Below are 25536 nucleotides of genomic sequence, written 5' to 3' on the forward strand. Positions count from 1 at the left end.
GAGTGATCGACATGGGATTTTTGAGTGTCATTCGACGCTGGGCATTGCGTGACAAAATGCCAATCAGGGAGATTGCCCGGCGGACGGGTTTGTCTCGGAACACGATCAAGAAGTATCTGCGTGAAGGTGCGGTGGAACCGCAGTTCAAGACGCCCAAGCGTCCAAGCAAGCTGGACCCCTACGCGGATCGGCTGTCAGCCTGGCTTTTAATCCAGACGCGGAAGTCACGCAAAGAGCGGCGGACAGTGAAGCAAATGCATGCTGATCTTGTGAAGCTGGGATATAATGGTTCCTATGAACGCGTGGCAGCTTTCGCCCGGGCATGGCGTGAAGATCGGCATCGAGCGGAACAGACGACGGGGCGCGGCACCTACGTGCCTTTGGTGTTCGCGCCCGGCGAAGCCTTCCAATTCGATTGGAGCGAGGACTGGGCCAACATCGGCGGTGAGCGCGTCAAACTTCAGGTCGCTCATATCAAGCTATCGCACAGCCGCGCTTTCTTGGTGCGGGCCTACCCGCTGCAAACGCACGAGATGCTGTTTGACGCCCACTGGCATGCATTCCGCGTGTTCGGCGGTGTGCCTGGTCGCGGGATCTATGACAATATGAAGACCGCCGTTGATCGTGTGGGCAAAGGCAAGCAGCGGGACGTCAATGCACGCTTCAAGGCTATGGCCAGCCACTACGTGTTTGAGCCCGAGTTCTGCAATCCGGCGGCCGATTGGGAGAAAGGCCAGGTTGAGAAGAACGTGCAGGATGCGCGCAACCGCATGTGGCAGGTCATGCCGGTCTGCGCCGATCTGGCAGAGCTGAACCAATGGCTTGAAGATCGCTGTATCGCCCTTTGGACAGAGACGCCGCACAAGGCTTTGCCGGGGTCCATCGCTGACGTGTGGGAGGCCGAGAAGCCTACGCTGATGGCACTGCCGCCGGCATTCGATGGCTTTATCGAACACAGTAAGCGTGTGTCACCCACATGCCTGATCACTTTCGAACGCAATCGCTACAGCGTTCCCGCCAGCTTTGCGAACCGCCGTGTCAGTTTGCATGTCTATCCCGAACGGCTGATCGTGGTCGCTGAAGGGCAAACGGTTTGCAAGCATGCGCGGATCATCGAGCGGTCTCATCGCAAGCCCGGCAAGGTCATCTATGACTGGCGCCACTATCTCGCTGTTATCCAACGCAAACCGGGCGCACTTCGGAATGGTGCGCCGTTCACGGAGATGCCGGATGCCTTCCGTCAATTGCAGGATCACATGCTGCGTAAAGAAGGCGGTGACCGAGAGATGGTCGACATTCTGTCTTTGGTCCTTCAGCACAACGAAGAGGACGTTTTGTGTGCAGTGGAGCTGGCACTTGAAGCAGGCGTCCCCACCAAGACGCACATCCTGAACCTGTTGCATCGATTGATCGACCGCAGACCGACAGATCACCCCGAGGTCGATCCGCCGGACGCACTGGCATTGCAGACAACGCCAGTGGCCAACGTCGGTCGCTATGACGGGTTGCGACAGACTGAGGAGAAGCGCCATGCGTCATGACCCAGCAGGAGCCTCTATCGTCATCATGCTGCGCAGTCTTAAGCTCTATGGCATGGCAAATGCGATTGAAGACTTGGTCGCCCAGGGCGCGCCAGCGTTCGAAGCTGCCACACCAATGCTGTCACAGCTGCTCAAGGCCGAGATCGCCGAACGCGAGGTACGGTCCATCGCCTACCACACGAAGGTCGCCCGCTTCCCCGCATACAAGGATCTGACGGGCTTCGACTTTGCATCGAGTGAGATCAACGAAGCGACAGTGCGGCAGCTACACCGATGCGAGTTTATCGAAGCGGCCGAGAATGTCGTTTTGATCGGCGGTCCCGGAACGGGCAAGAGCCACACAGCCACAGCAATCGGCGTCCAAGCCATCGAACATCACCGGCGTAAGGTGCGCTTCTTCTCGACCGTGGAATTGGTCAACGCGCTGGAGCAGGAGAAGGCGCTTGGTAAGGCAGGGAAACTGGCTGAGATGCTGACGAAGGTCGACTTGGTCATCTTGGACGAACTCGGCTACCTGCCGTTCAGTTCATCTGGCGGGGCGCTGCTCTTCCATCTGCTCAGCAAGCTCTACGAGCGCACCAGCGTCATCATCACCACAAACCTCAGCTTCTCAGAATGGGCGCAGGTCTTCGGGGATGCAAAGATGACAACCGCGCTCCTCGATAGGCTGACTCACCGCTGCCACATCCTCGAAACCGGAAACGACAGCTACCGCTTCAAGGCCAGCGCTGAGGCTGCAAAAAAAACACGAAAGGAGGCCAAAACATTGACCGCGTCATAAACCACGACGCATAACTGAGGGTGGGTCAAATCTCGGTGAAAATACCGGGTCAGTTCTCAGTGACAATCAACAGACTGCCGCGCCCGCCTTGAAGTAACCCTGAAAGGGGAGCCGGGAGACGTTGGTGGCCATGGAGCCCTTGGTCTGGAGCGGGTTGCGGACCTATACGGGTTCGACTTCCAGAAAGAACTCCGCAAGCTGGTGTTCGAGTTCTTCCTGCCAACCTTTGGCGCCCCCTGCGAGACCGTCTCGCTCGGCTTTCCGGTGAAGGCCAGCGAGATCGAGGTCTTCAAGCGCAGCGGCGTCTACGGGCTAGATCGGCTGCACCGGGCCATCCATGATATAAACCTCTGCCGCCATCAGCAGGGGAAACTTACCGATAAGCCCGTCACGTTGCGCCGTAAGGGCCGGTTGGTCTCCTGGGAGGAGATGAACAAGAAGGTGAACCGTGCCCTGGACCGCCTGTCAAAAGACTGGGCAGGCTGACCCGTGCATCAGGATCCACCCCCTTGCGCCCGGATGTGCTCTGAGGGGCTCAAATATTGCGCGTGAACGCAGGGTGTGGGGTTTTGAAGGGTAGTGTGCTGCTGAGAGGGTGGTGCCCGTCAGGGGCGACATTTGAGAGGCACGCTGTCCTGTGTGCCGCCAGTTGGCATGCAATGCCGACGACAATACCGGCCCATCATCCGCGTGCCCGAAACTTTTCTTCACCAGAATGAGTGTTTTGGGCACTTTAGGGCTCAGATCGCATCAGCTTTGTCCGGGGCAACCAGGGTTGAGTGAATCGTCGATTTTCCGCTGATTTCGCGACTGAGCGCGGATCTGCCCACCTAATGACTAGATTCTTCTCTTAACTATTACTTCTTAAATTCTTTAAATATTACGAGCACGGCGTTTTGACGAATTTGAGCCAGTGCTGCGTCTCTGTAAGAGATGAACCTTCTGGGGCGCTGAAAGAAGGTGAGCATCAGTTCTCTCCAACCCAACTCTTATAGAACCCTCTCTGTGCTGTGTTGCCCCTTTGGGACGCATGTTGATCTTACTGCTTTGCTCTTTCCCCTGTATTGCTTGCGTTTACGGGGGGCTGAGGGTCACGGTGTCTTCTTCTTCTCCAGTCGTTTCAACTGTCGCTGCACTGAAGCGGCAGACCAGTCTTTTCCCCGTGTGGTTTGGATGCCCCGGGCGTTTGCTTCATCTGCGATCTGTTTCAGCGTGGGGGTATGATCAGCTGAAGAAAGCTCTTCCCTTAGCTTTGCGAGTTCTTCTGCTTTCATGTCTGCCATGCGCCCCCGCATGTGTTTCGATACTGCTGTTGCCAGTGCTGTCTGACGTCTCCCTTTGGCCGTGGGTTCTGTCTTCTTGTTGGTTCCCGGTAGCTGAAACCTGACTGGGCCTTGGTGGAGGACGATTGATCTGACGAGATTGTCACTGAGCTCGGTAATGGATTGGCGAGTTCGGAGATCTTTGAAATGCTGCCCGTGCTCTCGGATTTCGTTGAGGAGAGCTATGCGGTTATCAAGGGGACATCGCGCAAAGATCCGGCGGAAGTCATCTGTGATAAACCTTGCATTTTGGGTCATTGAGACCTTGAGCAATTCCTTCAGGACCGGAAGTGACGAAAGATCGTCCACCTTCCGCGCGTAGTCGAATAGGAAGTTGAAATCGCTGTCTACGCTTGATCGCTCCATAGCGAGCTCGAAGAGCTTATACGAGGCGAGCGTCTGACGATACTCTTGGGGCCGGTAACGTGGGTTTGGTCCATGTGAAATCAGCGCATAGAAGGTGGGCATTGTTGGGTTTATCTTTTGCGTAGTCAGTACGTAAATGCGATATTTGCATATCACTGGCATCCCTTATTGCGCAATACCTCATCCGTTTGAATTTCTTGCGCCCGGACAGGGAAATAGCCCGACGGACGTTCCCGGGCAGAGTATAATGCTCACATGAGAGTTTCAAACGTAGAGGTGCATATGAGCCGTCCTGCAAAGACCGTCCGCAATGCCTGCGATGCCTGGCTGAAACAGTGTGAACGCAACAATCTGGAGCGGGCAACGATCCGGAGCTATCGGGGTCACGTCGATCATCACATCGACAAGAAGATTGGGGATCTGCTGGTCACAGATCTGACCCGGGCGGATGTGAAGGACTTTCTGGACGATCTTCAGGATGAGGGCCTTTCTCGGGCCATGACCAAGAAGGTTCTCGGAAGCCTTCGCTCTGCACTGAGCGAGGCGCTGGACCGGGAGTGGATCAGTCACAATGTGGCAAGGGATGTGAAGTTGCCGCGAAACCGGCGAGACGAAGAGGAGCGCACCATTCCCACCAAGGATGAGATCCGGACCATGCTCGACAACGTGCCGGAACGTCACCGGCCCCTGATCGTCACGGCGATCTTTACCGGCATGCGGATCAGTGAACTGCGTGGCCTGACGTGGGAGTATGTCGACTTTGATCGCAAGCTTATTCACGTCCAGAAACGGGCTGACCGCTTCAACGATATGGGCAAGCCGAAAAGCCGGACCAGCAAGCGCAGCATTCCGATGGCCCCGATCGTTCTCAATGTTCTGGGCGCATGGCGTGATGATTGCCCAAAGGGGGATCTCGATCTCGTATTCCCGAATGGTAAGGGAAAGATCGAGAACCACTCCAACATCCACAATCGCGTTCTGGTGCCCCTTCTTGTGGAGAATGGGATCGTAGACGAGGAAGGGCGACCAAAGTTCAGCTTCCATGCCTTGCGCCATGCTGCAGCCTCGCTGTTCATTGAGCAGAACTGGCCGCCAAAGAAGATCCAGGCGCTGCTTGGTCATTCATCGATCAACATGACGATGGATGTCTACGGGCACCTCTTCGAAAGCCCGGAAGAGGATGTTGAACTCTTCGCCAAGATGCAGGGTGACTTGCTCGCTGCCTAGGTCAGTTGGGTTTTCCTGGTACGCGAACTTGAGACACGGCTGTTGTCGCAAGAGCTGGGGAAAATCGGCGGCGCCCTTGGGGCTAAGCTTTCGCTGTGGTGCTCCACGGTAAACCGTGACATATGCTTGTCGATTGACAATAAATATGTCTGTGCCTACGAAGCTGCCCTATTGGCAGCGGCTGACCTCATGGAATCTCACTTGAATAGGGAGGCGAGGAGGCGCTCAGCCTTGGTCGTTGAGGGGTATCCATGCAAGTTCCTATGAGTTCTCAGTCCGGGATCGAGCGCCGGTTCAGTTTCGAGCTTTCTTTCGTGCTATCCGGTTGTGATGAGCTCAGCCAGGACGTCCTTGTCACTGACATCTGCAATGCCGTTCCCGAAGACGATCCAATCATCGGGCTTGGGCGAAAAGGGCAGGTGGGTGTCATGCTTGACCTATCCGGTAGCTGCGCCGAGGACGTCATGCTGGATGCGGCGCGCCGAGTTCTGGCTGTTCTACCGGAAGGGTCCTATTTGCACGAGGCCCATCCGGATCTGGTGAGCCTCCAGGAAGTCGCCAATCACCTTTCAACGACTAGGCAAAACCTTCGTTTGAAACCACTCCCGGCGCCCTACGCAGGTGGGCTGTTCAGATTGTCAGAACTGAGCGGCCTGTTTGAAGACCACATTGAACGGGCTGGCCAGGGCGACAAACGTTACAAGATGAACGTCGAAGACGCCTCGGGCTGGCTCAATGCGTCATTTGCAGCGCAAAAACTCAACGGCCTTATCGCGGCCGGACTCTTGGATCGCCGGACACTCAAAGTAAGCGGTCTTCAATCTGAGGTGCAGCCGTGATTGCCGGATCATCGATGTAGAATAGAAACGAGCTGAACTCGGGTGACGTGATCGATGCCTTGAGCGACCTGTTCATCATGCGGGGTGTGCCGGATTACATCCGGTCTGACAACGGCCCGGAGTTCGTGGCTCAGGCCGTTCAAGATTGGATCAGGGCCGTCGGCGCCAAGACCGCCTACATCGCGCCCGGGTCACCTTGGGAGAACGGCTACTGCGAAAGCCTCAATGCCAGGTTCCGCGATGAACTGCTCAACGGAGAAGTCTTCTACAGCCTTCGGGAAGCGGAAATCCTGATCGAACAATGGAGGAAACACTACAATACCAAACGACCACATAGTGCCTTGGGCTATCGCCCTCCCGCCCCGGAAACCATCATCCCGATGGACCCGAGACCGGTCATGCACTAACAATCAAAACGGACCACTCAGGTGGGGCTGATCAGTTGGCTCTACGGAAAACTGTCTGCAGTTGAGGAGTTGAGCAATGAGCCCGGTCGGAATGCAATTTCCGCCCCACACCAAAATCCTTGTATGTGGAACTAAAGGCAACCAAGAGCCACAAGGATTGAATTACTTCGTCATCTCGCACCTGCAGCGAATGACAGGAAGCCGCCCCTTGCCTGGTGGCTCCGGTGCTGCGGCTGCACAGGTCATGTCCGCTTCGGGCTGGGACCTGCCCTCTTGCATCAATGGCGGATCTTGGTCAGGTCGTACCCCAGGCTTTGACAAGGAGCCCCCTACTTCGCCGAACGCATTGACGATGCGCATCCGCCACTGGAACGAGTACCCTCCAGCGTTAACTCATGGCATCGAAGAAGCAGAACGACGCACACCGCTCCCCAGCGGCTTTCCCATCTAGGATCAAGTCATTCTTCTAAGGGAAATGTGGTAGCGGAGGAGGGACTTGAACCCCCGACACGCGGATTATGATTCCGCTGCTCTAACCAGCTGAGCTACTCCGCCACTCGCTGTGTGGTGGCCGTTTACGGAATGGGGCCGTAAGGGTCAAGCTAGAATCTGGGCGTGACATGCATTTCTTTGAAAAAAATCAGTCGAAGCAGAAATAGAACTGCGTTTTCATATGCTTGTATGAAGGCGGCTTTCTTCGACGGTAGCCCCTTGAGTGAAGGAATCAGTCGGCCAGAGCGGACAGGACCGCTGCGTCGGGAAAACATGTGACGGCAAAGCCCAAAGATTCTTGCCAGCGACCGATGGAGCGCCTGGTCCTGAACCCCGCCAAACCGTCCGCACCACCGACATCATAACCCTGCTTTTCAAGCGCCCGTTGCATGGTTGCCACGTCGGATCGCAACATCGTATCGACCGGTGACCACTGCGTCTGGAAATCGCCCACTCCAAAGGCGATACGGTCGCCCACATGGCCGACAAACAGGGCGTAAAGGTCACTCATGTTGTAGTCTTTCAAGACATAGAAGTTAGGGGTCACTAGGAACGCGGGGCCATGGCGTCCCGCAGGCAGCATGAGAAATCCCTGGCCGGACAGCTCGTGATCCGGGAACGGACGGCCTGAGACCCTGGTAACGCCCATCTCAACCCAGTCTGCAATGCTGTGCCCCTGATCCGGTCCCTCCAGCGCACAGGACACTGACGGCGGCACTGAAACTTCGAACCCCCAATCACGCCCTGTCTGCCAGCCATGATGCTGAAGATAGGCCCCGATGGAGGCAATGGTGTCCGCCTCAGAGTTCCAGATATCAGCGCGCCCGTCACCGTCGCCGTCGGCAGCGTGTTTGAGCACGTTTGACGGCATGAACTGGGGCTGGCCCAGCGCTCCGGCCCAGCTGCTTTTCATCGCCCGCGCTGGAACATCACCCGTCTCTGCCACCCTTAGAGCCGCGATCAATTCCTGCGTGAAATAGTCGGTCCGGGTGCTCATGAATGCCTTGGTGCCAAGCACTTCAAAGGCATCGTGTGGGATAGCGGCCCGGCCATATGCGCTTTCGCGCCCCCAGATTGCGAGGACAATGTGCCCTGGCACGCCGGTTTGCCGCTCAATTTCCGCAAGCAGGCCGCTGTAGCGCTTGGCCAATTGCCGACCGACAGATGTTGCCCCGTCGACAGCGCCTCGACTGAAATAACGACCGGGCGCGCCAAATTCAGCCTGCCGCTGCTTGCGTGGCACTTGTGGTGTGCTGCCTGGAGGGACCAGGTCTGGAAGTTTCCAGTTCAGGCGCACCCCATCAAAGGCCGCACGGAAAGTCTTTTGAGAGACGCCAAACTTGCGCGCCTTGGGCCAGATCTCAGTCTGCAACCAGCTTTGGAACTGCCGCTCGATCACCGCGCGATCCTGGGCCGCAGCCATTTCTCCCCACAAGAGCATGGACACAACAAGAAGCAGTCGCCGCGGCATGGGGGCTTTCTCCGACAGGTTGCCAACAGCCTGATACCACCCGATCTGAGATCGCGTCGCAAGAGGCCATCGCACCCAGTCAGGGGAGTGGATCTGTGCGGAATAGCCTGATTTTCAGCCCGCCATGCGCCACAGGTGCTCCCACGGGCAGGAACGGCAGCTGAGTTGCCTTGGCCAGGGCGGTGTCGCTGGTCACAACCCCCACGCGCCAGCCGGAGAACCGTTCCTTCAGAGTCTGCCCCAAGGCACCGTAAAGGGCAAAGAGCAGCTTCTTGTTGCCGATCCGGGCGCCATAGGGTGGGTTCACTATGACGAGACCCGGCGCACCCTCGGGCGGCTGCAGATCGCTGACGGCCGCCTGCGCGAACGATGTACAGCCATCAACACCAGCGCGCGCGGCATTGGCCGCCGCCATCTCGACCGCGCCAGCGTTGCGGTCCGAACCGAAGAAGGTCAGTGACGTCTCCTTCTCTTCGCAGGTGCTTCGTATTTGCTCCCAGGCCGCGGCATCGAAGCTCGCCAGCCGCTCGAATGCAAAGGCGCGGCTGCGCCCCGGCGCCAGCCCACGCGCGATCTCAGCCGCCTCGATTACGAAGGTGCCAGAGCCGCACATCGGGTCCACCACGGCCTCGGATCCCTCAAATCCACACTCCCGCAAGAAAAGAGCCGCCAGCGTTTCTCGCATCGGAGCCTTTCCCACCGCGGCTTTATGACCGCGCTTGTGAAGCCCCTCACCGGAAGTATCCACGCTGAAAACGCATAGATTGTCGTCGATCCGGCATTTCAGCGTGACGCTCCCCCTGCTTTGCGCCTCTGGGGCATTGGGTGGCACGATTTCGACCCCCAGTTCCTCGGACAGTGCCCGTTCAATCCGCTGGGCCGCAGCCCCTGCATGGTAGATCTTTGACCTCTTGTTGGTCGCCACTTCGACGCGTACGGGGATATCGGCCCGCAGCACATCTGCCCAAGGGAACTTTCGGGCGCGTTTATCAAGCTGCGCCAAGTGAAAAGCGCGAAATTCCCCGATCCGGGCCAACACCCGCGCCGCGCCGCGCAGAGACAGATTGGCGCGCCAGACGTCGCTCCATCCTCCTTGCACGACAACACCTCCCGGAACGGCTTTTGGTTCCATGAAACCCTGCTCGCGCACCTCGGCAAGCAGCGCTTGTTCGAGACCTGGCGCGACGGTGAGGAAGATTTCGAATGTAGCAGCATGTGTCATGGCACCGTCCATAGCGGCAAAGACGCAGCGCCGCGACGAAAAAACTGAGCTAGACCAACTTGAGTTCAGCCGGAGGTCAGGCCCGAACGGGCACGCGCAAATTTGCCGCAAAGACCGGCACCGGCTCTGCATATCCTTTCAGCGAAACCGCCGGCAGCGGTTCGAACCGGAAACGACCGGAAATGGAAGCCGCGTTCTGCGACGCCTCATCTACCAGCACCTGATCCGAGGCCGCTTTTGAGCAAAGACGGGCCGACAGGTTGACGGTGGAGCCGAGAACCGTGAAATCCATTCGGTCCCGCGCGCCGGTTGCGCCCATGACGACCTCGCCCGAGGCCACGCCAATGCCAACATGCAGGTTGTATTCGGGATAGACACTGAGCAGTTTTTGAAGGTCTGCGATGATCTCGACAGAGGCGGCAACGGCGCGTTCCTCCATCCGCTCCCCTTCGAAGACGGCAACCAGCGCATCCCCAATAAATTTGTCCACATCGCCCCCGTATTTGTTGACCAGCCCCGCCTGCACGTCAAAGTAGCGGTTCAGTACCTCGACCACGGTTTCCGGCGGCACGCTTTCGGAAAAGGAGGTATAGCCGCGAATGTCGGTGAAGATGACCGAAACACGCCGCCGCTCACCGCCGCGCCGCATTCCACTGTCCTCGGCCTTCCGAATGGCGGACATGGTGCTGTGAGAGACAAACTTCATCAGTTCTAGACGCTCGGCCAGATGGGCGATCATCTGGTCCACCTCCCGCGCCAGCTGCCCGATCTCATCACGGCTCCTCACACCTCTGACCCGAACGGCAAAATCCCCCTGCCCCACCTTTTGCGCGACGGCGCCGATTTTCAGAATGGGTCCGGTCAGGCCTTGCGACATGAAGAACGCTCCCATGGCGGCCAGCACTAGCCCGACCAGCCCCACTTTGGCGATCTGCCATGTCAGTGCATTCACCACTGCGTAGGCATTGTCTTCGCTGAGTTCGGTGATCACCGCCCAGGGAAAGTGCGAGGGAAAGGCATAGGCGCCAAGAACTGCCTCGCCATCCGGGCGCACATAGGGTTGCAGGGCATCGGCCCGCGCTCCCGCCACGATCAACGGCATGGCGCTGGCGACGATCTGTCGGTCCGCAATGACCCGGGGCTGATCGGTTAGCACCAACCGTCCGGCGTGATCAACAATGGCAATCACACCGCGCTGCGCAAAGGGATGTGAGGCCACCATCTGTGCCAGAAGGTCGAGATCGATCTTGGCGGCCATGGTCACCTCCCGCCCCGCGATATAGGTGTTGAGCGGCAATACAAGCGTAGCCATCCAGGTGTCGATTTCAGGCATATAGCTGATCACCGGCCTGCCGAACTGACCTGTTCCAGAAATAGAGGTGATCAGATCCGCGGGTGTCGAAAGCACCTCAACAGGGTCGAGGCCAGCAGCGATCACCCTGCCGCTGTACTTGGAATTTGTGACAAGGATTGGCAGGTCAGACCCGGCAACAGAGAGCTGAAGCGCCGCCACTTGTGGCAGCTCCTGCAAGCCGAGCGTTAACAAGGATACCTTCTGCGCAATATCCAGATCGGGACTATCCACGCCGTTGCGTATTACCATCAAAGGGGTCAGCCAGCGCCCCTGAAACGTATTATCAAAGCTCGTGCGCAGTTCGGCGGCCACCGAGGTCAGATCTTCGTTTGCGGCACTCTTGAGCTCATCCCTTGTGAGGCGACTGATGTTCTGGGCCACGAGGATGAGCGGTCCCACTGCCAGCAGAACCGCAAAGAGAAAGAACTTGGCGCGCAGGGGAAAGCGAAGGCGCGTCATGGCCGCGCCACCGCGGTGATCTGCGCTGTATCGCGCGCAACGCCACAAGCAAGGCCGGTGGCATCACGCCCCTCGAGTGTCACGGTATAGTCTCCGGGGCTTGCGTACCGATGACGCGTCACAGCACCGCTTGCGCGCGCGCCGTCGCCAAAAGCCCAGGTCAGCCGCACACCCTGCCCTTCCGGATCCTGCACATCGGAGGCATCAAACGATACGACATCATGGGCAGCCCCCACCAGAACCTCTCGATCCGGTCCCGCCTCCACCAGCGGTGGTGCATTGATCAGGATCTGGGCCGTGTCCATCCCCGTATCACACTCGGAAGCGCCGCTATCATCGCGCACCGAAAGGGTTACGGTTCCTGCGCCGGGACTGTCAAAGGCACGCTCCACCTGTGCTCCTTCAAGCACCGTCCCATCGCTGAACGTCCAGATCCATTCAATAAGGTTCCCATCCAGATCGGCTGAGGCCCCAGCATCAAAACGCAGCATGTCTCCAGGGCAGGCAAGACGGTCCGGTCCAGCCATGGCAGTGGGGGCATCATTGACGCGCACATGGACCTCTTCGCGCCGCGTTGCGCCGATCAGATCCGAGCCATCCGTCAGCGTCAGCGACACCGGAAAACTGCCGGGTGTGTCGAACGCGTGGCTGACCTTGGCGCCATTGGCCACCGTGGTCCGATCAAAAAGCCAGCTGGCCGTTTCAGAGCTAGCCAGCGGGATTTGCCAGGTTATCGGCTCACCGGGGCAAACCGCTCTCTCCAGAGCAAGCCCTGCAAAGGGGCGCGGGTTCGCCGTGATCTGCTGCACTGCGACCGAAGTGCTATTGGAAACTCCCGCGTCATCCGTCACCTTCAGGCGCACCTTGTAGGTACCTGCCTCTTCATAACGATGAGAGGCAAGTACGCCATCGTTACTGCGCCCATCGCCGAAATCCCATTCAAAGCCTGTGATAGCTCCATCAGAGTCCGCACTGCCCCCTGCATCCAGGCGAAAGTCTTCACCTACAGAGACCTGCAACGGCGCCTCAAAAACAGCCATGGGCGGCGCATTGATGGTGATCTCGCGCGTTGTCATCAGGACATCACAACCTTTTGTGCCTCCCTCCAATGCGAGGGTCAGCACCACCGGATAGCGCCCCGCTTTGGCAAAACGGTGCGAGACCTCGGCGCCCGTTGCGGTGGTGCCATCTCCAAAATCCCAGGTCAGCGCTGTAACGCTTTCCTCTGCGAGGTTGCGGATCTCAGCAGCAAAGCTCAGCTGTTCGTTCACCCCCCCACGATCTGGCGCCAAGATCACCGGCTCGGGCGCGGCGACGACAATTACCTCGGCCGTATCGGTATCAAGCGGGCTGCAGCTGTTTCTGGCATCACCAGAGATCGTGAGGGTCACCGTGTAAGTCCCAGGACTTGTGAATCGGTATTCGGGCGTAGCGCCGCTGCCGCTTCCGCCGTCGCCGAAGGTCCAGGCAAAGGCATTCACGGCCCCGTCCGCATCGGTCGACTGCGTGCCGTCAAAACGCACCGGCTGGTTGGTGCAAACGGTTCTGTCTGGCCCGGCTGCGGCAATAGGCCCCTCCCGCACCACAGCTGCGATCCGGTCCACCGCGCTGCCGTATGTGCTCCCAGTTTCATTGCGCACGGTCAGAGTAACAGGATAGACGCCCGGGTTTTCATAGGTTTTGCTTGGATTTATCAAATCCGAAGTATCCCCGTCCCCAAAATCCCAGGCATAAAGCAACAGCCCGCCATCCGGGTCGCGGCTGCCTGAGGCGTCAAACAGGATCGGTTCTCCCGAGCAGACCTCACGGTTGCCGCCCGCATTTGCAAGCGGTCTTGCGCGGATGGTAACGCGCGTTGCAGAAACAGAGCGCGCATTGTTAAGCCCTGTTCCATCGTCCACCCATAGCGTAACCGGATAGACGCCCGGTCCGGGAAAGACATGGGTGACTTGCTCGCCCTTTCGACGGGGGGTATCGTCACCAAAATCCCATTCATACATCAAGGCGTCGCCATCCCCGTCGCTTGAGGCGCCGCCATCAAAGGTGACATATGTCTGCTCGGTCTCGATTTCTGGGCCTGCATCAGCGATAGGGGGATGATTGACCCGAACAGTCAGGCCGTCGACCGCAGTGCTGTTGGCCACACCGGCTTCATCCGTGACCACCAGTTGAACCGACCAAACGCCCGGCGCGACATAGGCGCGCTCCACTTGGGCGGCGTCAAGTGGGCTTCCCAGATCGTCGAACTCCCAGCGGTAGGATGCCAGTCCACCATCCCTGTCAAAGCTTTGCCGGGCATCGAACGCAACGGTTGCCCCCGGCGCCACCAGCCTGTCTGGCCCGGCAATGGCCACGGGTGGCGCATTTACCGTAATCAGAACCTCGCTATCATCGCGTGCGGGCTGCGCGGCAAAATCGTCTTCGATGCTGAGGCGCACCGCATAAAGGCCCGGTTCATCGAAAACATGCGCCACGCGCTCCCCGTCCTTCACGCTGCCATCCGGGAACTGCCAACGATAGCGGGCTACCTGTCCGTCCGGATCGACCGAGGCACGGCCCGACAGGACGACCTCATCTCCGGGAGCCACGGTTTGCGGCGGACCCGCGTCGGCGATCGGCGCAGCATTTATGATGACCCGCATGGTGTCCCGGTCGGTGTTGCGCGGGGCCGTGCTGTCATCGCGCACCTTCAGCGCAACGTCATAAACACCGGCCCGTTTATAAGCGTGGCGGGGCATTGGCCCCTGCCCCGTGCTACCGTCGCCAAAATCCCACAGCCATTCGATCACCTCACCATCGGAATCCACCGACGCCGTGCCATCAAAGGCAACCTCGCTAGCCGTCACAAACTGGTCCGGCCCGGCATTTGCCACCGGTGCCGCATCCACCCGCACCACACGGGTCAGCGATTGCAAGGCAGAGGCCGTCCCACTGTCATCCTCGACCAGCAGCGTGACCTCATAGGTTCCGGGCTCAGACCAAGCATAGCTGGCAGTCACACCTTCGCCCATCGTCCCATCACCGAAATCCCAGATGAAGGACAGGATCTGCCCATCCTCATCTGTACTTTGAACTGCGTCAAACCGGGCAACTTCGGAAACCGATATCGGCCGATCAGGTATCGTGAAACGGGGCTCCGGCGGCATGTTCACATCGACACGCAGTGCGTCTGTCGCGATTTGATTTGAAGCGCCACTGTCATCCGTCACGCGCAGCGAGACACGAAAGGAACCCGAACGGTCATAGACATGGCTAACTTCGGCTCCTTCCAGAACCGTACCGTCGCCCATATCCCAGGAATACCGAGTGATGTCACCGTCGACGTCATAGCTGGCCGCCGCAGAGAACCGTAAAGCCTGCCCAATTGTGCTGATCTGATCACCGCCTGCCTCGGCGACAGGGCCGGCATTGACGAACACCAGCCGTGTTGCGACACCGAAGTTGCAGGGATGCTCCATGTCATCTGCCACCCGCAAGACCGCTCGGTAGGTGCCCGGTCGGTCGTAGACATGAGACACCTTGGCGCCCTCGGCTGATGTTCCGTCACCAAGGCTCCAGCGGTGTCGAACAATCGGACTGTCCGAGGGTTGCGAAGCGCTACCGTCAAAGCTCACGGTCTCGCCGGGAGCAACAAGAATGTCGTCCCCCGGAACCGCGACAGGCGCATTGCGCACGTGTACGGGCAAATCAAGGCTTGTACCGCGGCCTGGACGCGCTCCAGGCTCCAACACCCTCAGGCGTGCAGTGTAGCGCCCCGGTTCCTTGTAGCGATGGACGGCAGCAGCATTGTATGCCATGGCACCATCGCCAAAATCCCACATAAATGAAAGCGGCACGCGCCCCTCCGACAGACTGGCGTCAAATCCGACTGCGCGACAATCCGCAAGCGGGCTCGCGCTTGCCACCGCAACAGGTCTGCGAGGAACAAGCGAAATCCGCGGCGGCATGCCAAGTCGCAGCGGTGCGCCGCTATCGTCGAAGACAGCCAGTGTGACGTCATTTGGCAGCTCAAATCCCCCCGAGAGAGCCAGCGCCATCTGTTCGCCATCGCCCGCATAGCGCGGCTTGATCCTGTCAGATACCCAGACGTCCTGTCCCGAGATCCGGACGCTCTGGTCTTCATACTGCGTGACCAGCTTCAGATCCCCATTGGCCCCATCAAAGCTCTGTACCGTCAGCGGGCCAGCATCGGGCGCAGCCGCGAACCACAACTCGGTTGGGGGGCTGTTTCCGGGCCAGCGCACGGTTGGCCGGTAGGAAAACATCTCTAGCCCCTCAGGTGCGATGTTGCGATCACGCGCAAGGCTCAAGGCCAGTGAGAACCCATTGCCGTCATTCCCCCCGGAACCGATCACGTCGAGGCGAAAGTAGGCCCGCCCGTCAATGATTTCGCCCTGACGGGCCTGCACGGCCGTCAGCGTCACCCAGCGGCCATCTGTGGATCGATCATTTCCAAATTCTCTTTCGCGCAGCAACCGCCCCGGCGGGACCGGGGTCTCTTTGACCAGTCCCCGCGTGACCCGCGCTCCATCTTCAACCAAAGCAGGCAGGTCCACCTCCGAATAGCTACCTGCTCCACCAAACAGGCGAAAAGCGGTCACGCTGTCGGCTGTACCACCGTAGGAAAAATCACCTTCCCCGAAAGTTTCGGGATCGAGAAGGCGCAAAAAGAGCCGATCCGCCTGGTCGCTGGGAACGCTAAAGAAGATCCGCTCCCTGTTGTCGACATCGCCCTCGCGGCTTGGGGCCGCCTTCCCGTAGACCACGATCAATGCCTGTTGCGCGCTGCCCCCCTGCGCCTCAACCGCACCAGCGCAAGCCAAGCCCCAAAGGCCAAGCCCCACCAAAGCAGACCAAAACGTTCTGCGACTCTTCACAGTCATATCACGGTCCTTTGTCTTTCAGTCCCCATCAGCGGAAAGCCGCATTTCCCACGTAGTCCTCAATCATGACTTCCACCAAAAGCAGATCACCCGGCTCAGGAGGCAAAATCCCCCGGCACATTTCAGCCAAGGTTTCACATCGCAAATACCCCGAGACTTCACGACCACCGACTTCGATCACAAAAGGGGCAGCCTGCCTCAGCCCGGATTCGTCCCGCGCCTGTACCTCGATTGCGATTGCCCCGCTGGCGCCGTCAGGGCGTGTCACCTCCACACCAAGGACTTCAGGTGGGTCTGTGTCAAAAACTGTGTTGAGCTGTTTGACGGCCACGTTGCCAACCGCGTCCACGGCCAGCAGCTCGATCTTGTTGCGTCCGGCCACAAGCTGAACATCATAGGCAAAGCGCTCTGCGTTCAGTGGTATCTCATCACCGTTGACCAACAGAGACACCGCATCACCGACATGACCCTCGAGCCGCAAGATGTCTTCGCCGACCGCGAGCGGGACCGGTGCATCCAAGATAATCTCCGGCGGGGTCCGATCCCGGAGCGCCGCAAAAGTCAGCTGTCCTTCCGCGGCTCCGTCAGGCGAAAGCACTTCGACCCTATAGTCCAGCGCAGGGTCAGATGCCGGAACCGAGAACGACAGGGCGCCACCCTCAAGAACCCTTGTCCGCAAGACCTCCTGGTCCTGCCCGCCCAGAATAAGCACCTCCGCCCCTGGCGATGCATTCGTTGTCGCACTGACCGACACGTCTTTCGCACGGGTGGCGAGCGCACCGCCAATACGCGGCAAATCGGCATCCAAAGCGATGGTGACAGCCACAGTCGGTCTGTAGAAGACAGTGACCTCCCGCGTGGTGCGGTTTCCTGCAGGATCAACGGCTGTGACGGAAAGAACCGCCTTTCCCGGCTCCAATGATAACCGTTTTTCGAACGTGCCGTCGCTGGACGCTTCGAGCGGCTCACCGTTCAGAAGAAGGCGCGTATTGGCCTCTGTTGCGCCCAGCACCAGCACATCGGGCTTTGACAGGACAGCCTGCTGTGACGGCGCGAGCAGGGCCAGATAGGGCGGCACATTGTCCTCACGAATTGAAAACCCCCGTGGCGTGCTCCAAGCGCCGGGCAAGCCGAGTTGATCCAACGCGGCCACGCGCCAGAAGTACCGGTCAGGAGGCAACTCGGCGGCATAGCCAGGCTCGCTCACGCCCCATTGCGACAGCTTCATGACGTTGAAGGCCGGATCGCTGGCCACCTCAAGCCAATAGGCCTTGGCATCGGGGAAAGGCTCCCACCGGAGCGAGACAGCCTCGGTGTAGAGGGTTTCTCCCTGCAAAGGCGCGCGTAAAACAGGTCCGCTCAGAACAGGTGCACGCGCTGCCTTTCCGTCCGCGATGACCACACCCTCGTTCTTTCCAACCACGATGCGGTCCGTGCCTTGAGCGATCTCAAGATCGGTGCTGTCGTAATTCACGAAGCGTGCGCCGCTGTCGTCGTTCTTGATCCAGAAATCGGCCGAATTGGTCCGGGTCCGCAGCCCGGGAACATCGATTTCGAATGTGGTCTTCTCGGTGAGTTGGTTGAGAAGGGCGTAGAAATCCCCGTTTGCAAGGGTCACCTTGGTCACTTCGCCGCCCGTCAAAGGATCCGAGCGCATGCGCTGTATCGTTGCGTTGGAATTGGGATTGAGACGCAGGCGACTGAGGTCACGAAAGGTGATCTGCGTGGTACTGGCTGAAAGCGTGCGCACGCGCTCGAACTCGACGAGGATGTCGTCCAACTGCCGCCCTGACCAGGCCGGCTCCGTGGGCGCCCGACCTTCTACCTTGCCCTGCACATCAGACACGATAGCCTCAGCGGCCCGGTCTCGCTGGGCGATGGAGAGTTCAAGCGCGGCCCCGGCAAATTCGGTGGCCAGATCGGCAAGGCTTACAACCTGGCGCCAGGCTCCGGCACTGCGCTGACCGACCGCTAGATCACGGTTTTCAATGGCCTGTCCGATCTCGACCGGCGCAAAGATGCCTGCACCCTCGGCATTGGCCGATTGAATTGCCGTCAAGGACGTCCGAAGCGCTGCGTCCGCCGCACGCACCTGCCCTACGGGCAGCAGCAAGCGCATCCCGGGCCGCAGATCCACGGGCGAAGCGATGTTGTTCAACGCCAGTACGGTCGGCCAAAGATTCGGATCGTTGAGATGCATGTCGACCACGGTACGAATGGTATCACCGGGCCGGAATTCGACCGGCACGAGTGGCACATCCAGCGGGTCATTCTGCGACAGGGCAGGGCCAGAGACCGGCAACGATACCAACAACACAGAACCCAAAACCCGCAGCGCTGAGACCAACAGGTGCTTTGCCGTTCTTGTTGTAAATCGCCTCGGCATAAACAAATCCGTTCAATCAAACGAGGCTGGCACACGCGGGACCTGACGTGACCAACGTCGCAGTCGTAGTCGTATTGCTCCAATTACGCCCCAGAATCTCTCAGTTTCAAAGGAAATAATTAAACCTGCCTGCGCATGGCCCCGGCCCGTGGCGCGTGACGAGCTGCCCAAATCGTGCCTATTGCACTTGTTTCGAACGCCAAGATCCCAAACCTGATTGCAGAGCCAGTAAAGGCAGGTCTTGCCGGCAGAACCGGGTTTGTGGCGGGTACTGTGGCCCGGGGTATGAGCAGATCTGTGACCCGCTCTGCCTTTCGCGGCAAAGCCAAGCAATGCTGCCCAGCCACGGGTACAGTTCTCCACGGCTCGCCTGGCACACCACCTTTACGCCGCAACGCAGCGCGATAAATTCTGCATCAGCAGCATCCCAATCCATCAAAGCGACATTATTATTTTGACTTATTATCAGGTACTTAAATCATTACTAATTTTTTAGTTTGACAAGATGCCGCGCCCTGTGAAACGTCTGATGCAGTCAGGTGCATTGAACGCACAACTGACAATAATGACTTTAGGGAGGAGAAAGATGCGCAGGTATCTTTTGTCCGCAGCAGCGGTTTGCGCCGTGGTTGCGGGACAGGCAGCCTATGCCGATGAGGCCGCTGCCAAGAAATGGATCAATGAGGAATTCCAGCCCTCGGCTTTGACCAAAGACGAACAGCTGTCGGAAATGCAGTGGTTCATTCAGGCAGCCGAGCCCTACAAGGGTATGGAGATCAACGTGCTGTCCGAGGGCATCCCCACGCACAGCTATGAATCCGAAGTGCTGACCAAGGCCTTTGAGGAGATCACCGGGATCAAGGTGAATCACCAGATCCTCGGCGAAGGTGAGGTTGTGCAGGCGGTTCAGACCCAGATGCAGACCAAGCGGAACCTCTATGACGCCTATGTCAACGATTCCGACCTGATCGGCACCCACTCGCGCCTACAGCTGGCCTACAACTTGACCGACATGATGGCGGGCGATTTTGCCAGCGTGACAAACCCGGGCCTGGATCTGGCTGACTTCATGGGCACCCAGTTCACCACGGGTCCCGATGGAGACCTCTATCAGCTGCCTGACCAGCAGTTCGCGAACCTCTACTGGTTCCGCAAGGACTGGTTCGACCGCGAAGACCTGCAAGCGGCCTTCAAGGCGAAGTACGGCTATGATCTGGGTGTGCCGGTCAACTGGTCCGCCTATGAGGACATCGCCGAGTTCTTCTCGGAAGACGTGAAAAACATCGATGGCGTCGATATCTATGGCCACATGGACTACGGCAAGCGCGCACCCGACCTTGGCTGGCGCATGACCGATGCCTGGCTGTCGATGGCGGGTGCCGGCTCCAAGGGTGAGCCGAACGGTGTCCCGATCGACGAATGGGGCATCCGCATGGAAGCGGGCAGCTGTAACCCGGCTGGCGCAAGCGTCACCCGTGGTGGTGCAGCAAACGGCCCGGCGGCGGTCTATGCGATCCGCAAGTGGGACGAATGGCTGCGCAAATATGCGCCTCCCGGTGCGGCGTCTTATGACTTCTACCAGTCCCTGCCCGCCCTGGCGCAAGGCAACGTCGCCCAGCAGATCTTCTGGTACACCGCCTTTACCGCCGACATGGTAAAGCCGAAATCCGAAGGCAACAACACCGTCGATGAAAGCGGCACCCCGCTGTGGCGCATGGCGCCTTCGCCGCATGGTCCTTACTGGGAAGAAGGCCAGAAGGTGGGCTATCAGGACGTTGGCTCCTGGACCTTCCTCAAGTCCACGCCGCTGGACCGCGCACAGGCTGCATGGCTCTATGCGCAGTTCGTGGTCTCCAAGACCGTGGACGTGAAGAAATCCCATGTGGGTCTCACCTTCATCCGCGACAGCTCGGTCAACCACGAGAGCTTTACCGAGCGTGCGCCGAAGCTGGGTGGCCTGGTGGAATTCTACCGCTCGCCCGACCGCGTGGCATGGTCGCCCACCGGCGTGAACGTGCCGGATTATCCGAAGCTGGCGCAAATCTGGTGGCAGCAGATCGGCGACGTGAACTCCGGCGCCTTCACCCCGCAGGAAGCCATGGATCGCCTCGCCGAGGAAATGGACATCACCATGGCCCGGATGCAGCGCGCAGACGAGCAGGCGAATGTCTACGGTGGCTGCGGCCCGCGTCTGAACGAGGAAAAGGACGCCGAGTGGTGGTTCGCCAATGGCGGCGCCAAGCCGAAGCTGGAGAACGAAAAGCCGCAAGGCCAGACCGTCAACTATGACGAACTGGTTGCCCGCTGGGCCAAGCAGTAAGGCTTTCCTCCTGCCGGGTTTGGGCGCGACACCCTGCACCTGACCCGGCGAGAAGCCCCGGAGCCTCCCCCGCGATGCTCCGGGGCCTTTACCACCACACACGACACCTCTGCCCTGCCCCTCAGCAGGGATGCAGCCGACACCGCCTTGCCGGGCGCCTCGCGGCTCACAATGCCGGAAAGTCAAATCAAGATGGCACTTGAACTTAGAAACGTGACCAAGCGCGTCGGCGCGATCGAGCACATCAAGGACACATCCCTGGTGCTGGACAGCGGTCACTTCAACGTCCTTCTGGGCGCTACTGGATCAGGTAAGACCTCGCTTATCAAGCTGATGGCAGGCCTTGATCCGATCGCCGACGGCACCGTCTGGATGGATGGGCAGGACGTCACCCGCCTCAGCACCCAGAAACGCAACATCAGCCTGGTGCATCAGTTTTTCATCAACTACCCGCACATGACGGTCTTCGACAACATCGCCTCCCCCCTGAAGGTCGCAGGCATGGCCAAGTCGGAAATCGAAGGCCGCGTAGAAGAAGCCGCCGATATCTTGCAGCTGCGCCCGATGCTGCACAGGCGTCCGCACGAACTGTCGGGTGGTCAGCAGCAGCGCACCGCCCTCGCCCGCGCCATCGCAAAGGAAAGCCGCGCGGTTTTCCTGGATGAGCCGCTTGCGAACCTCGATTACAAACTGCGCGAAGAGTTGCGCGACCAGCTTCCTGATCTCTTTGCAGGGCGCGGCGCGGTAGTGGTCTATGCAACTTCCGAACCGGAAGAGGCGCTGTTGCTGGGCGGCAAGACCGCCCTGATGCGCGATGGACGCGTGACCCAGTTCGGTGCAACGGCAGATATCTACCGTGATCCGGCCAATGTGGAGGCCGCACGGGTATTCTCGGACCCGCCCATCAATACCGCCGAAATACAGAAAGAAGGCAACATGGCCCACCTGACGCGGGATGTCTCCTGGGCACTCGATGGCGCGGCGGCGGATCTGCGCGATGGCACCTACACCATCGCCATTCGCCCCCATCACGTGCTGCCCTCTGCGGGCGCAGGCACTTCGGTGCGCATCGCGGGCCGCGTTCAGGTGACCGAACTTTCAGGATCAGAGAGCAGCGCGCATTTTGACCTCGGCCTGACCGGATCAAACGACAGCTGGGTCAGCCTTTCGGCGGGTGTTCATCCTTACGAGGTCGGTGAAATGCATGATTTCTATATGGATCCTTCGGCGGCCTATGTCTTTGCCCCCGATGGCTCCCGCGTGGCGTGAGGCAAAACATGGCCAAGATTACTCTCTCTAAGCTGCGTCACAGCTATCTTCCGAACCCGTCCTCAAACTCCGACTACGCGCTTAAGGAAATCGATCTCGATTGGTCCGATGGCGGCGCCTATGCGCTGCTTGGCCCCTCGGGCTGCGGCAAGTCCACTCTGCTCAACATCATTTCGGGCCTCCTGGTGCCATCCGAAGGCAAGATCCTGTTCGATGATCGGGACGTCACAACCCTGCCCCCCGATCAGCGCAACATCGCGCAGGTGTTCCAGTTTCCGGTGATCTACGACACCATGACGGTCTACGACAACCTGGCCTTCCCCCTGCGCAATCGCGGCCGGGATGAGGCCACGGTCAAAACCCGTGTCACGGCCATTGCCGAGATGCTGGAGCTGACCGAGATGCTGAATACCCGCGCCGCGGGCCTCAGCCCCGACACCAAGCAAAAGATCTCGATGGGACGCGGCCTCGTGCGCGAGGACGTCAATGTGGTGATGTTCGACGAGCCGCTGACGGTGATCGACCCGCATCTGAAATGGAAGCTACGTTCCAAGCTGAAAGAGCTGCACCAGCGGGTCAAGGCGACCATGATCTACGTCACCCACGACCAGACCGAGGCACTGACCTTTGCCGATCAGGTGGTGGTGATGGAGTTGGGCGAGGTGGTGCAGGTCGGCACGCCGGTCGAGCTGTTCGAACGCCCCGCGCATACCTTTGTCGGCCACTTCATCGGCTCGCCGGGGATGAACATCCTGCCCTGCGCCCTGGTGGACGGCCAAGCACAATTTGCCGATCAGGCGATTGCCCTGGAAGGCCCGATAAAAGGCACACCGCAGGGCAAGACCGAAATCGGCATCCGCCCCGAATTCGTTTCTCTCGGCACCAACGGTCTGCCCGCAACCGTCACCAAGGTTTCGGACGTTGGCCGCCACACGGTTGTAGAATGCACCGCAGGCGGAGAGCGCATCAACGCCATCATCGAAGGCGATGCACCGGAAAAAGGCGCAACCGTTCACCTTGAGTTCCGACGCGATCAGACACGGCTTTATGTCGATGGCTGGCTCGCCACCACGCCAAAGGAGGCCATGGCATGAAGACCGAAAACCAGAAAGCCTGGCTGTTCGTCCTGCCCGTTCTGGCACTTGTCGCCTTCAACGCGCTGATACCGATGATGACAGTGGTCAACTATTCGGTGCAGGAAACCTTTGGCGACAACGTCTTCTTCTGGCAAGGGCTCGACTGGTTCCAGCAGATCCTGCGTTCAGAACGGTTCCACGATGCCCTTGGCCGCCAGTTCCTGTTCACCTTCCTGATCCTCATCATTGAAGTGCCGCTGGGCATCGCAATTGCCCTGTCAATGCCACGCAAGGGGTTCTGGGTGCCGGTCTGCCTCGTGCTGATGGCCCTGCCGATGCTGATCCCCTGGAACGTCGTGGGGGCCATGTGGAACATCTTTACCCTGCCCGATATCGGCCTTTTGGGGTATTTTCTGAACCATGTCCTTGGCATCAACTATGACATGACACAGGATCCTGTTGCGGCCTGGGTCACCATCGTCACCATGGATGTCTGGCACTGGACCTCGCTTGTGGTGCTGCTGAGCTACGCGGGCCTCGTGTCGATCCCCGACGCCTATTACCAGGCGGCCAAGATCGACGGCGCCTCAAACTGGGCTGTGTTCCGCTTTATCCAGTTGCCAAAGATGAAAACCGTCCTGACCATCGCCATCCTTCTGCGGTTCATGGACAGTTTCAACATCTACACCGAGCCTTTCGTCCTGACCGGGGGCGGCCCCGGCAACTCCACCACGCTTCTGTCCATTGATCTGGTGAAAATCGCGCTCGGTCAGTTTGACCTTGGTCCCGCCGCCGCCATGTCGCTCATCTATTTTGCCATCACCCTGCTCGTCAGCTGGTTGTTCTACACGCTGATGACCAAGGATGATCTGAACTAAGGGAGGGAAACGTGCAGAAAAGATCTATCGTTCCCATCGTCTATATCCTGTTTCTCATGCTGCCGATCTACTGGCTGGTGGCGATGAGCTTCAAGACAACCAATGAGATCCTTGCAGGGTTCTCTCTCTTTCCCCAGACCTTCACGCTGGAGAACTACCAGACGATCTTTACCGATCCGACTTGGTACTGGGGCTACATCAACTCGATCCTTTATGTGTCGATCAACACCGTGATCTCGGTCGCGGTGGCGCTGCCTGCAGCATACGCTTTCAGCCGCTACAGGTTTCTGGGCGACAAGCAGCTGTTCTTCTGGCTCCTGACCAACCGGATGGCGCCTGCCGCCGTTTTTGCCCTGCCCTTCTTCCAGCTCTATTCCGCTGTCGGGCTGTTTGACACCCATCTGGCCGTGGCCCTGGCCCACTGTCTGTTCAATATCCCGCTGGCGGTCTGGATCCTCGAAGGCTTCATGGGGGGCGTCCCTAAAGAACTGGATGAAACCGCCTATGTGGATGGCTACTCCTTCCCGCGCTTCTTTGCGGTGATCTTCATCCCCTCGATCAAAGCCGGGGTCGGCGTTGCAGCCTTCTTCTGCTTCATGTTTTCCTGGGTGGAACTGCTGCTGGCCAAGACACTCACAGCCGTGGCGGCCAAACCCATCGCCGCAACCATGACCAAGACCGCCTCCAGTGCAGGGTACGAACTGGGCCTTCTGGCGGCTGCGGGCACACTTACAATCATTCCGGGCGCCATCGTGATCTGGTTCGTCCGCAACTACATCGCAAAAGGCTTTGCGATGGGGAGGGTTTGACATGCTGTCATGGATGGCCTGGACCTGGCCAACGGCCTTGGTATTCATCGGTATCTTCTCTGCCATCGCGGTGCTAATCGTGCTGGAAATCCGCAACCCCGGCGGCGACATGCGCAAAGGTGTGCTGGGTCTCACCACCACACGCGGGGACCGGCTGTTCATCAGCCTGTTGGGCACGGCCTACATCTTCCTCGCCTGGCTGGGCCTTGTCGGCATGCCGCTCTGGACCCCGCTAGGCCTTGCCATTGCCTGGGGCGTATTCTGCTTCTGGAAGGTCTAACCCTAGCTAGCGGGTCAAGGGGGCCGCAGGCCCCGCCAAAGGCGGCTTGTCCATGACGCGCAATACCAACCAAAATTGAAACCGGCCTTGAGGGCACACCTGCCCCTCAAGGCCCTCTCAGCCAAAAAACAAACCGCCAGCACCGCACACAACA

General features: G+C 59.2%; 17 protein-coding genes, 1 tRNA gene and 1 pseudogene. 12 read left to right on the forward strand and 7 right to left on the reverse strand.

Annotated features, from left to right (window positions below; genetic code table 11):
• Positions 1-11: 11 nt before the first annotated feature.
• The 3 genes from istA to INS80_RS03580 all read left to right on the forward strand — a co-directional run bounded on the left by istA (position 12) and on the right by INS80_RS03580 (position 2808).
• Positions 12-1541, forward strand: coding sequence for an IS21 family transposase (gene istA, locus INS80_RS03570; protein WP_192964303.1), 1530 nt, complete (start codon positions 12-14; stop codon positions 1539-1541).
• Positions 1531-2322: an IS21-like element helper ATPase IstB gene (gene istB / locus INS80_RS03575; RefSeq protein WP_050687164.1), complete on the forward strand. Its 792-nt coding sequence runs from the start codon at positions 1531-1533 to the stop codon at positions 2320-2322. The genes istA and istB overlap by 11 nt, the downstream gene beginning before the upstream one ends.
• A 201-nt stretch (positions 2323-2523) precedes the next feature.
• Positions 2524-2808 (forward strand): hypothetical protein, encoded by a 285-nt coding sequence (locus tag INS80_RS03580; protein ID WP_192964304.1) that lies wholly within the window; start codon positions 2524-2526, stop codon positions 2806-2808.
• Between the two features lie 605 nt (positions 2809-3413).
• Here the strand turns inward: INS80_RS03580 and INS80_RS03585 are convergent.
• Positions 3414-4112, reverse strand: coding sequence for a hypothetical protein (locus INS80_RS03585; RefSeq protein WP_192964305.1), 699 nt, complete (start codon positions 4110-4112; stop codon positions 3414-3416).
• Between the two features lie 180 nt (positions 4113-4292).
• Between INS80_RS03585 and INS80_RS03590 the strand changes: the two genes are divergently transcribed.
• The 3 genes and pseudogenes from INS80_RS03590 to INS80_RS03600 all read left to right on the forward strand — a co-directional run.
• On the forward strand, positions 4293-5237 hold the full coding sequence (locus tag INS80_RS03590) for a tyrosine-type recombinase/integrase (protein ID WP_192964306.1): 945 nt from the start codon (positions 4293-4295) through the stop codon (positions 5235-5237).
• A 251-nt stretch (positions 5238-5488) separates the two neighbouring features.
• Positions 5489-6076, forward strand: a complete 588-nt coding sequence (locus tag INS80_RS03595) for a hypothetical protein (protein ID WP_192964307.1) — start codon at positions 5489-5491, stop codon at positions 6074-6076.
• A 29-nt stretch (positions 6077-6105) separates the two neighbouring features.
• Positions 6106-6483, forward strand: a pseudogene (locus INS80_RS03600) (integrase core domain-containing protein); the annotation flags it as partial.
• A 478-nt stretch (positions 6484-6961) separates the two neighbouring features.
• Here the strand turns inward: INS80_RS03600 and INS80_RS03605 are convergent.
• The 6 genes from INS80_RS03605 to INS80_RS03630 form a co-directional block, all read right to left on the reverse strand.
• Positions 6962-7038: transfer RNA gene (locus INS80_RS03605), tRNA-Met, on the reverse strand.
• A 169-nt stretch (positions 7039-7207) separates the two neighbouring features.
• On the reverse strand, positions 7208-8446 hold the full coding sequence (locus tag INS80_RS03610) for a lytic murein transglycosylase (protein ID WP_192964308.1): 1239 nt from the start codon (positions 8444-8446) through the stop codon (positions 7208-7210).
• Between the two features lie 79 nt (positions 8447-8525).
• Entirely contained in the window at positions 8526-9668 is a 1143-nt protein-coding gene (locus tag INS80_RS03615) for a THUMP domain-containing class I SAM-dependent RNA methyltransferase (RefSeq protein WP_192964309.1), read from the reverse strand.
• Between the two features lie 76 nt (positions 9669-9744).
• Positions 9745-11481, reverse strand: coding sequence for an adenylate/guanylate cyclase domain-containing protein (locus INS80_RS03620; RefSeq protein ID WP_192964310.1), 1737 nt, complete (start codon positions 11479-11481; stop codon positions 9745-9747).
• Positions 11478-16364, reverse strand: a complete 4887-nt coding sequence (locus INS80_RS03625; protein WP_192964311.1) for a PKD domain-containing protein — start codon at positions 16362-16364, stop codon at positions 11478-11480. Before INS80_RS03625 ends, INS80_RS03620 begins: the two co-directional genes overlap by 4 nt.
• Before the next feature lie 28 nt (positions 16365-16392).
• Positions 16393-18678, reverse strand: coding sequence for a FecR domain-containing protein (locus INS80_RS03630; RefSeq protein ID WP_192964312.1), 2286 nt, complete (start codon positions 18676-18678; stop codon positions 16393-16395).
• A 658-nt stretch (positions 18679-19336) separates the two neighbouring features.
• Here INS80_RS03630 and INS80_RS03635 point away from each other — a divergent pair.
• The 6 genes from INS80_RS03635 to INS80_RS03660 all read left to right on the forward strand — a co-directional run bounded on the left by INS80_RS03635 (position 19337) and on the right by INS80_RS03660 (position 25382).
• The gene (locus INS80_RS03635) at positions 19337-21070 is read left to right on the forward strand and encodes an ABC transporter substrate-binding protein (protein ID WP_192964313.1); all 1734 of its coding nucleotides are present in this window, start codon (positions 19337-19339) and stop codon (positions 21068-21070) included.
• A 192-nt stretch (positions 21071-21262) separates the two neighbouring features.
• Complete coding sequence (locus tag INS80_RS03640; RefSeq protein ID WP_192964314.1) at positions 21263-22339, forward strand: ABC transporter ATP-binding protein; 1077 nt, start codon at positions 21263-21265, stop codon at positions 22337-22339.
• An 8-nt stretch (positions 22340-22347) separates the two neighbouring features.
• On the forward strand, positions 22348-23433 hold the full coding sequence (locus INS80_RS03645) for an ABC transporter ATP-binding protein (protein WP_192964315.1): 1086 nt from the start codon (positions 22348-22350) through the stop codon (positions 23431-23433).
• Positions 23430-24293, forward strand: coding sequence for a carbohydrate ABC transporter permease (locus INS80_RS03650; RefSeq protein WP_192964316.1), 864 nt, complete (start codon positions 23430-23432; stop codon positions 24291-24293). Before INS80_RS03645 ends, INS80_RS03650 begins: the two co-directional genes overlap by 4 nt.
• Positions 24294-24304: 11 nt before the next feature.
• Positions 24305-25102: a carbohydrate ABC transporter permease gene (locus INS80_RS03655; protein ID WP_192964317.1), complete on the forward strand. Its 798-nt coding sequence runs from the start codon at positions 24305-24307 to the stop codon at positions 25100-25102.
• Position 25103: 1 nt separating this feature from the next.
• Positions 25104-25382: a DUF2160 domain-containing protein gene (locus tag INS80_RS03660; protein ID WP_192964318.1), complete on the forward strand. Its 279-nt coding sequence runs from the start codon at positions 25104-25106 to the stop codon at positions 25380-25382.
• The last annotated feature ends 154 nt before the right edge of the window (positions 25383-25536 follow it).

The sequence above is a fragment of the Phycobacter azelaicus genome, assembly GCF_014884385.1.
In the GTDB taxonomy this organism is placed as follows: domain Bacteria; phylum Pseudomonadota; class Alphaproteobacteria; order Rhodobacterales; family Rhodobacteraceae; genus Phycobacter; species Phycobacter azelaicus.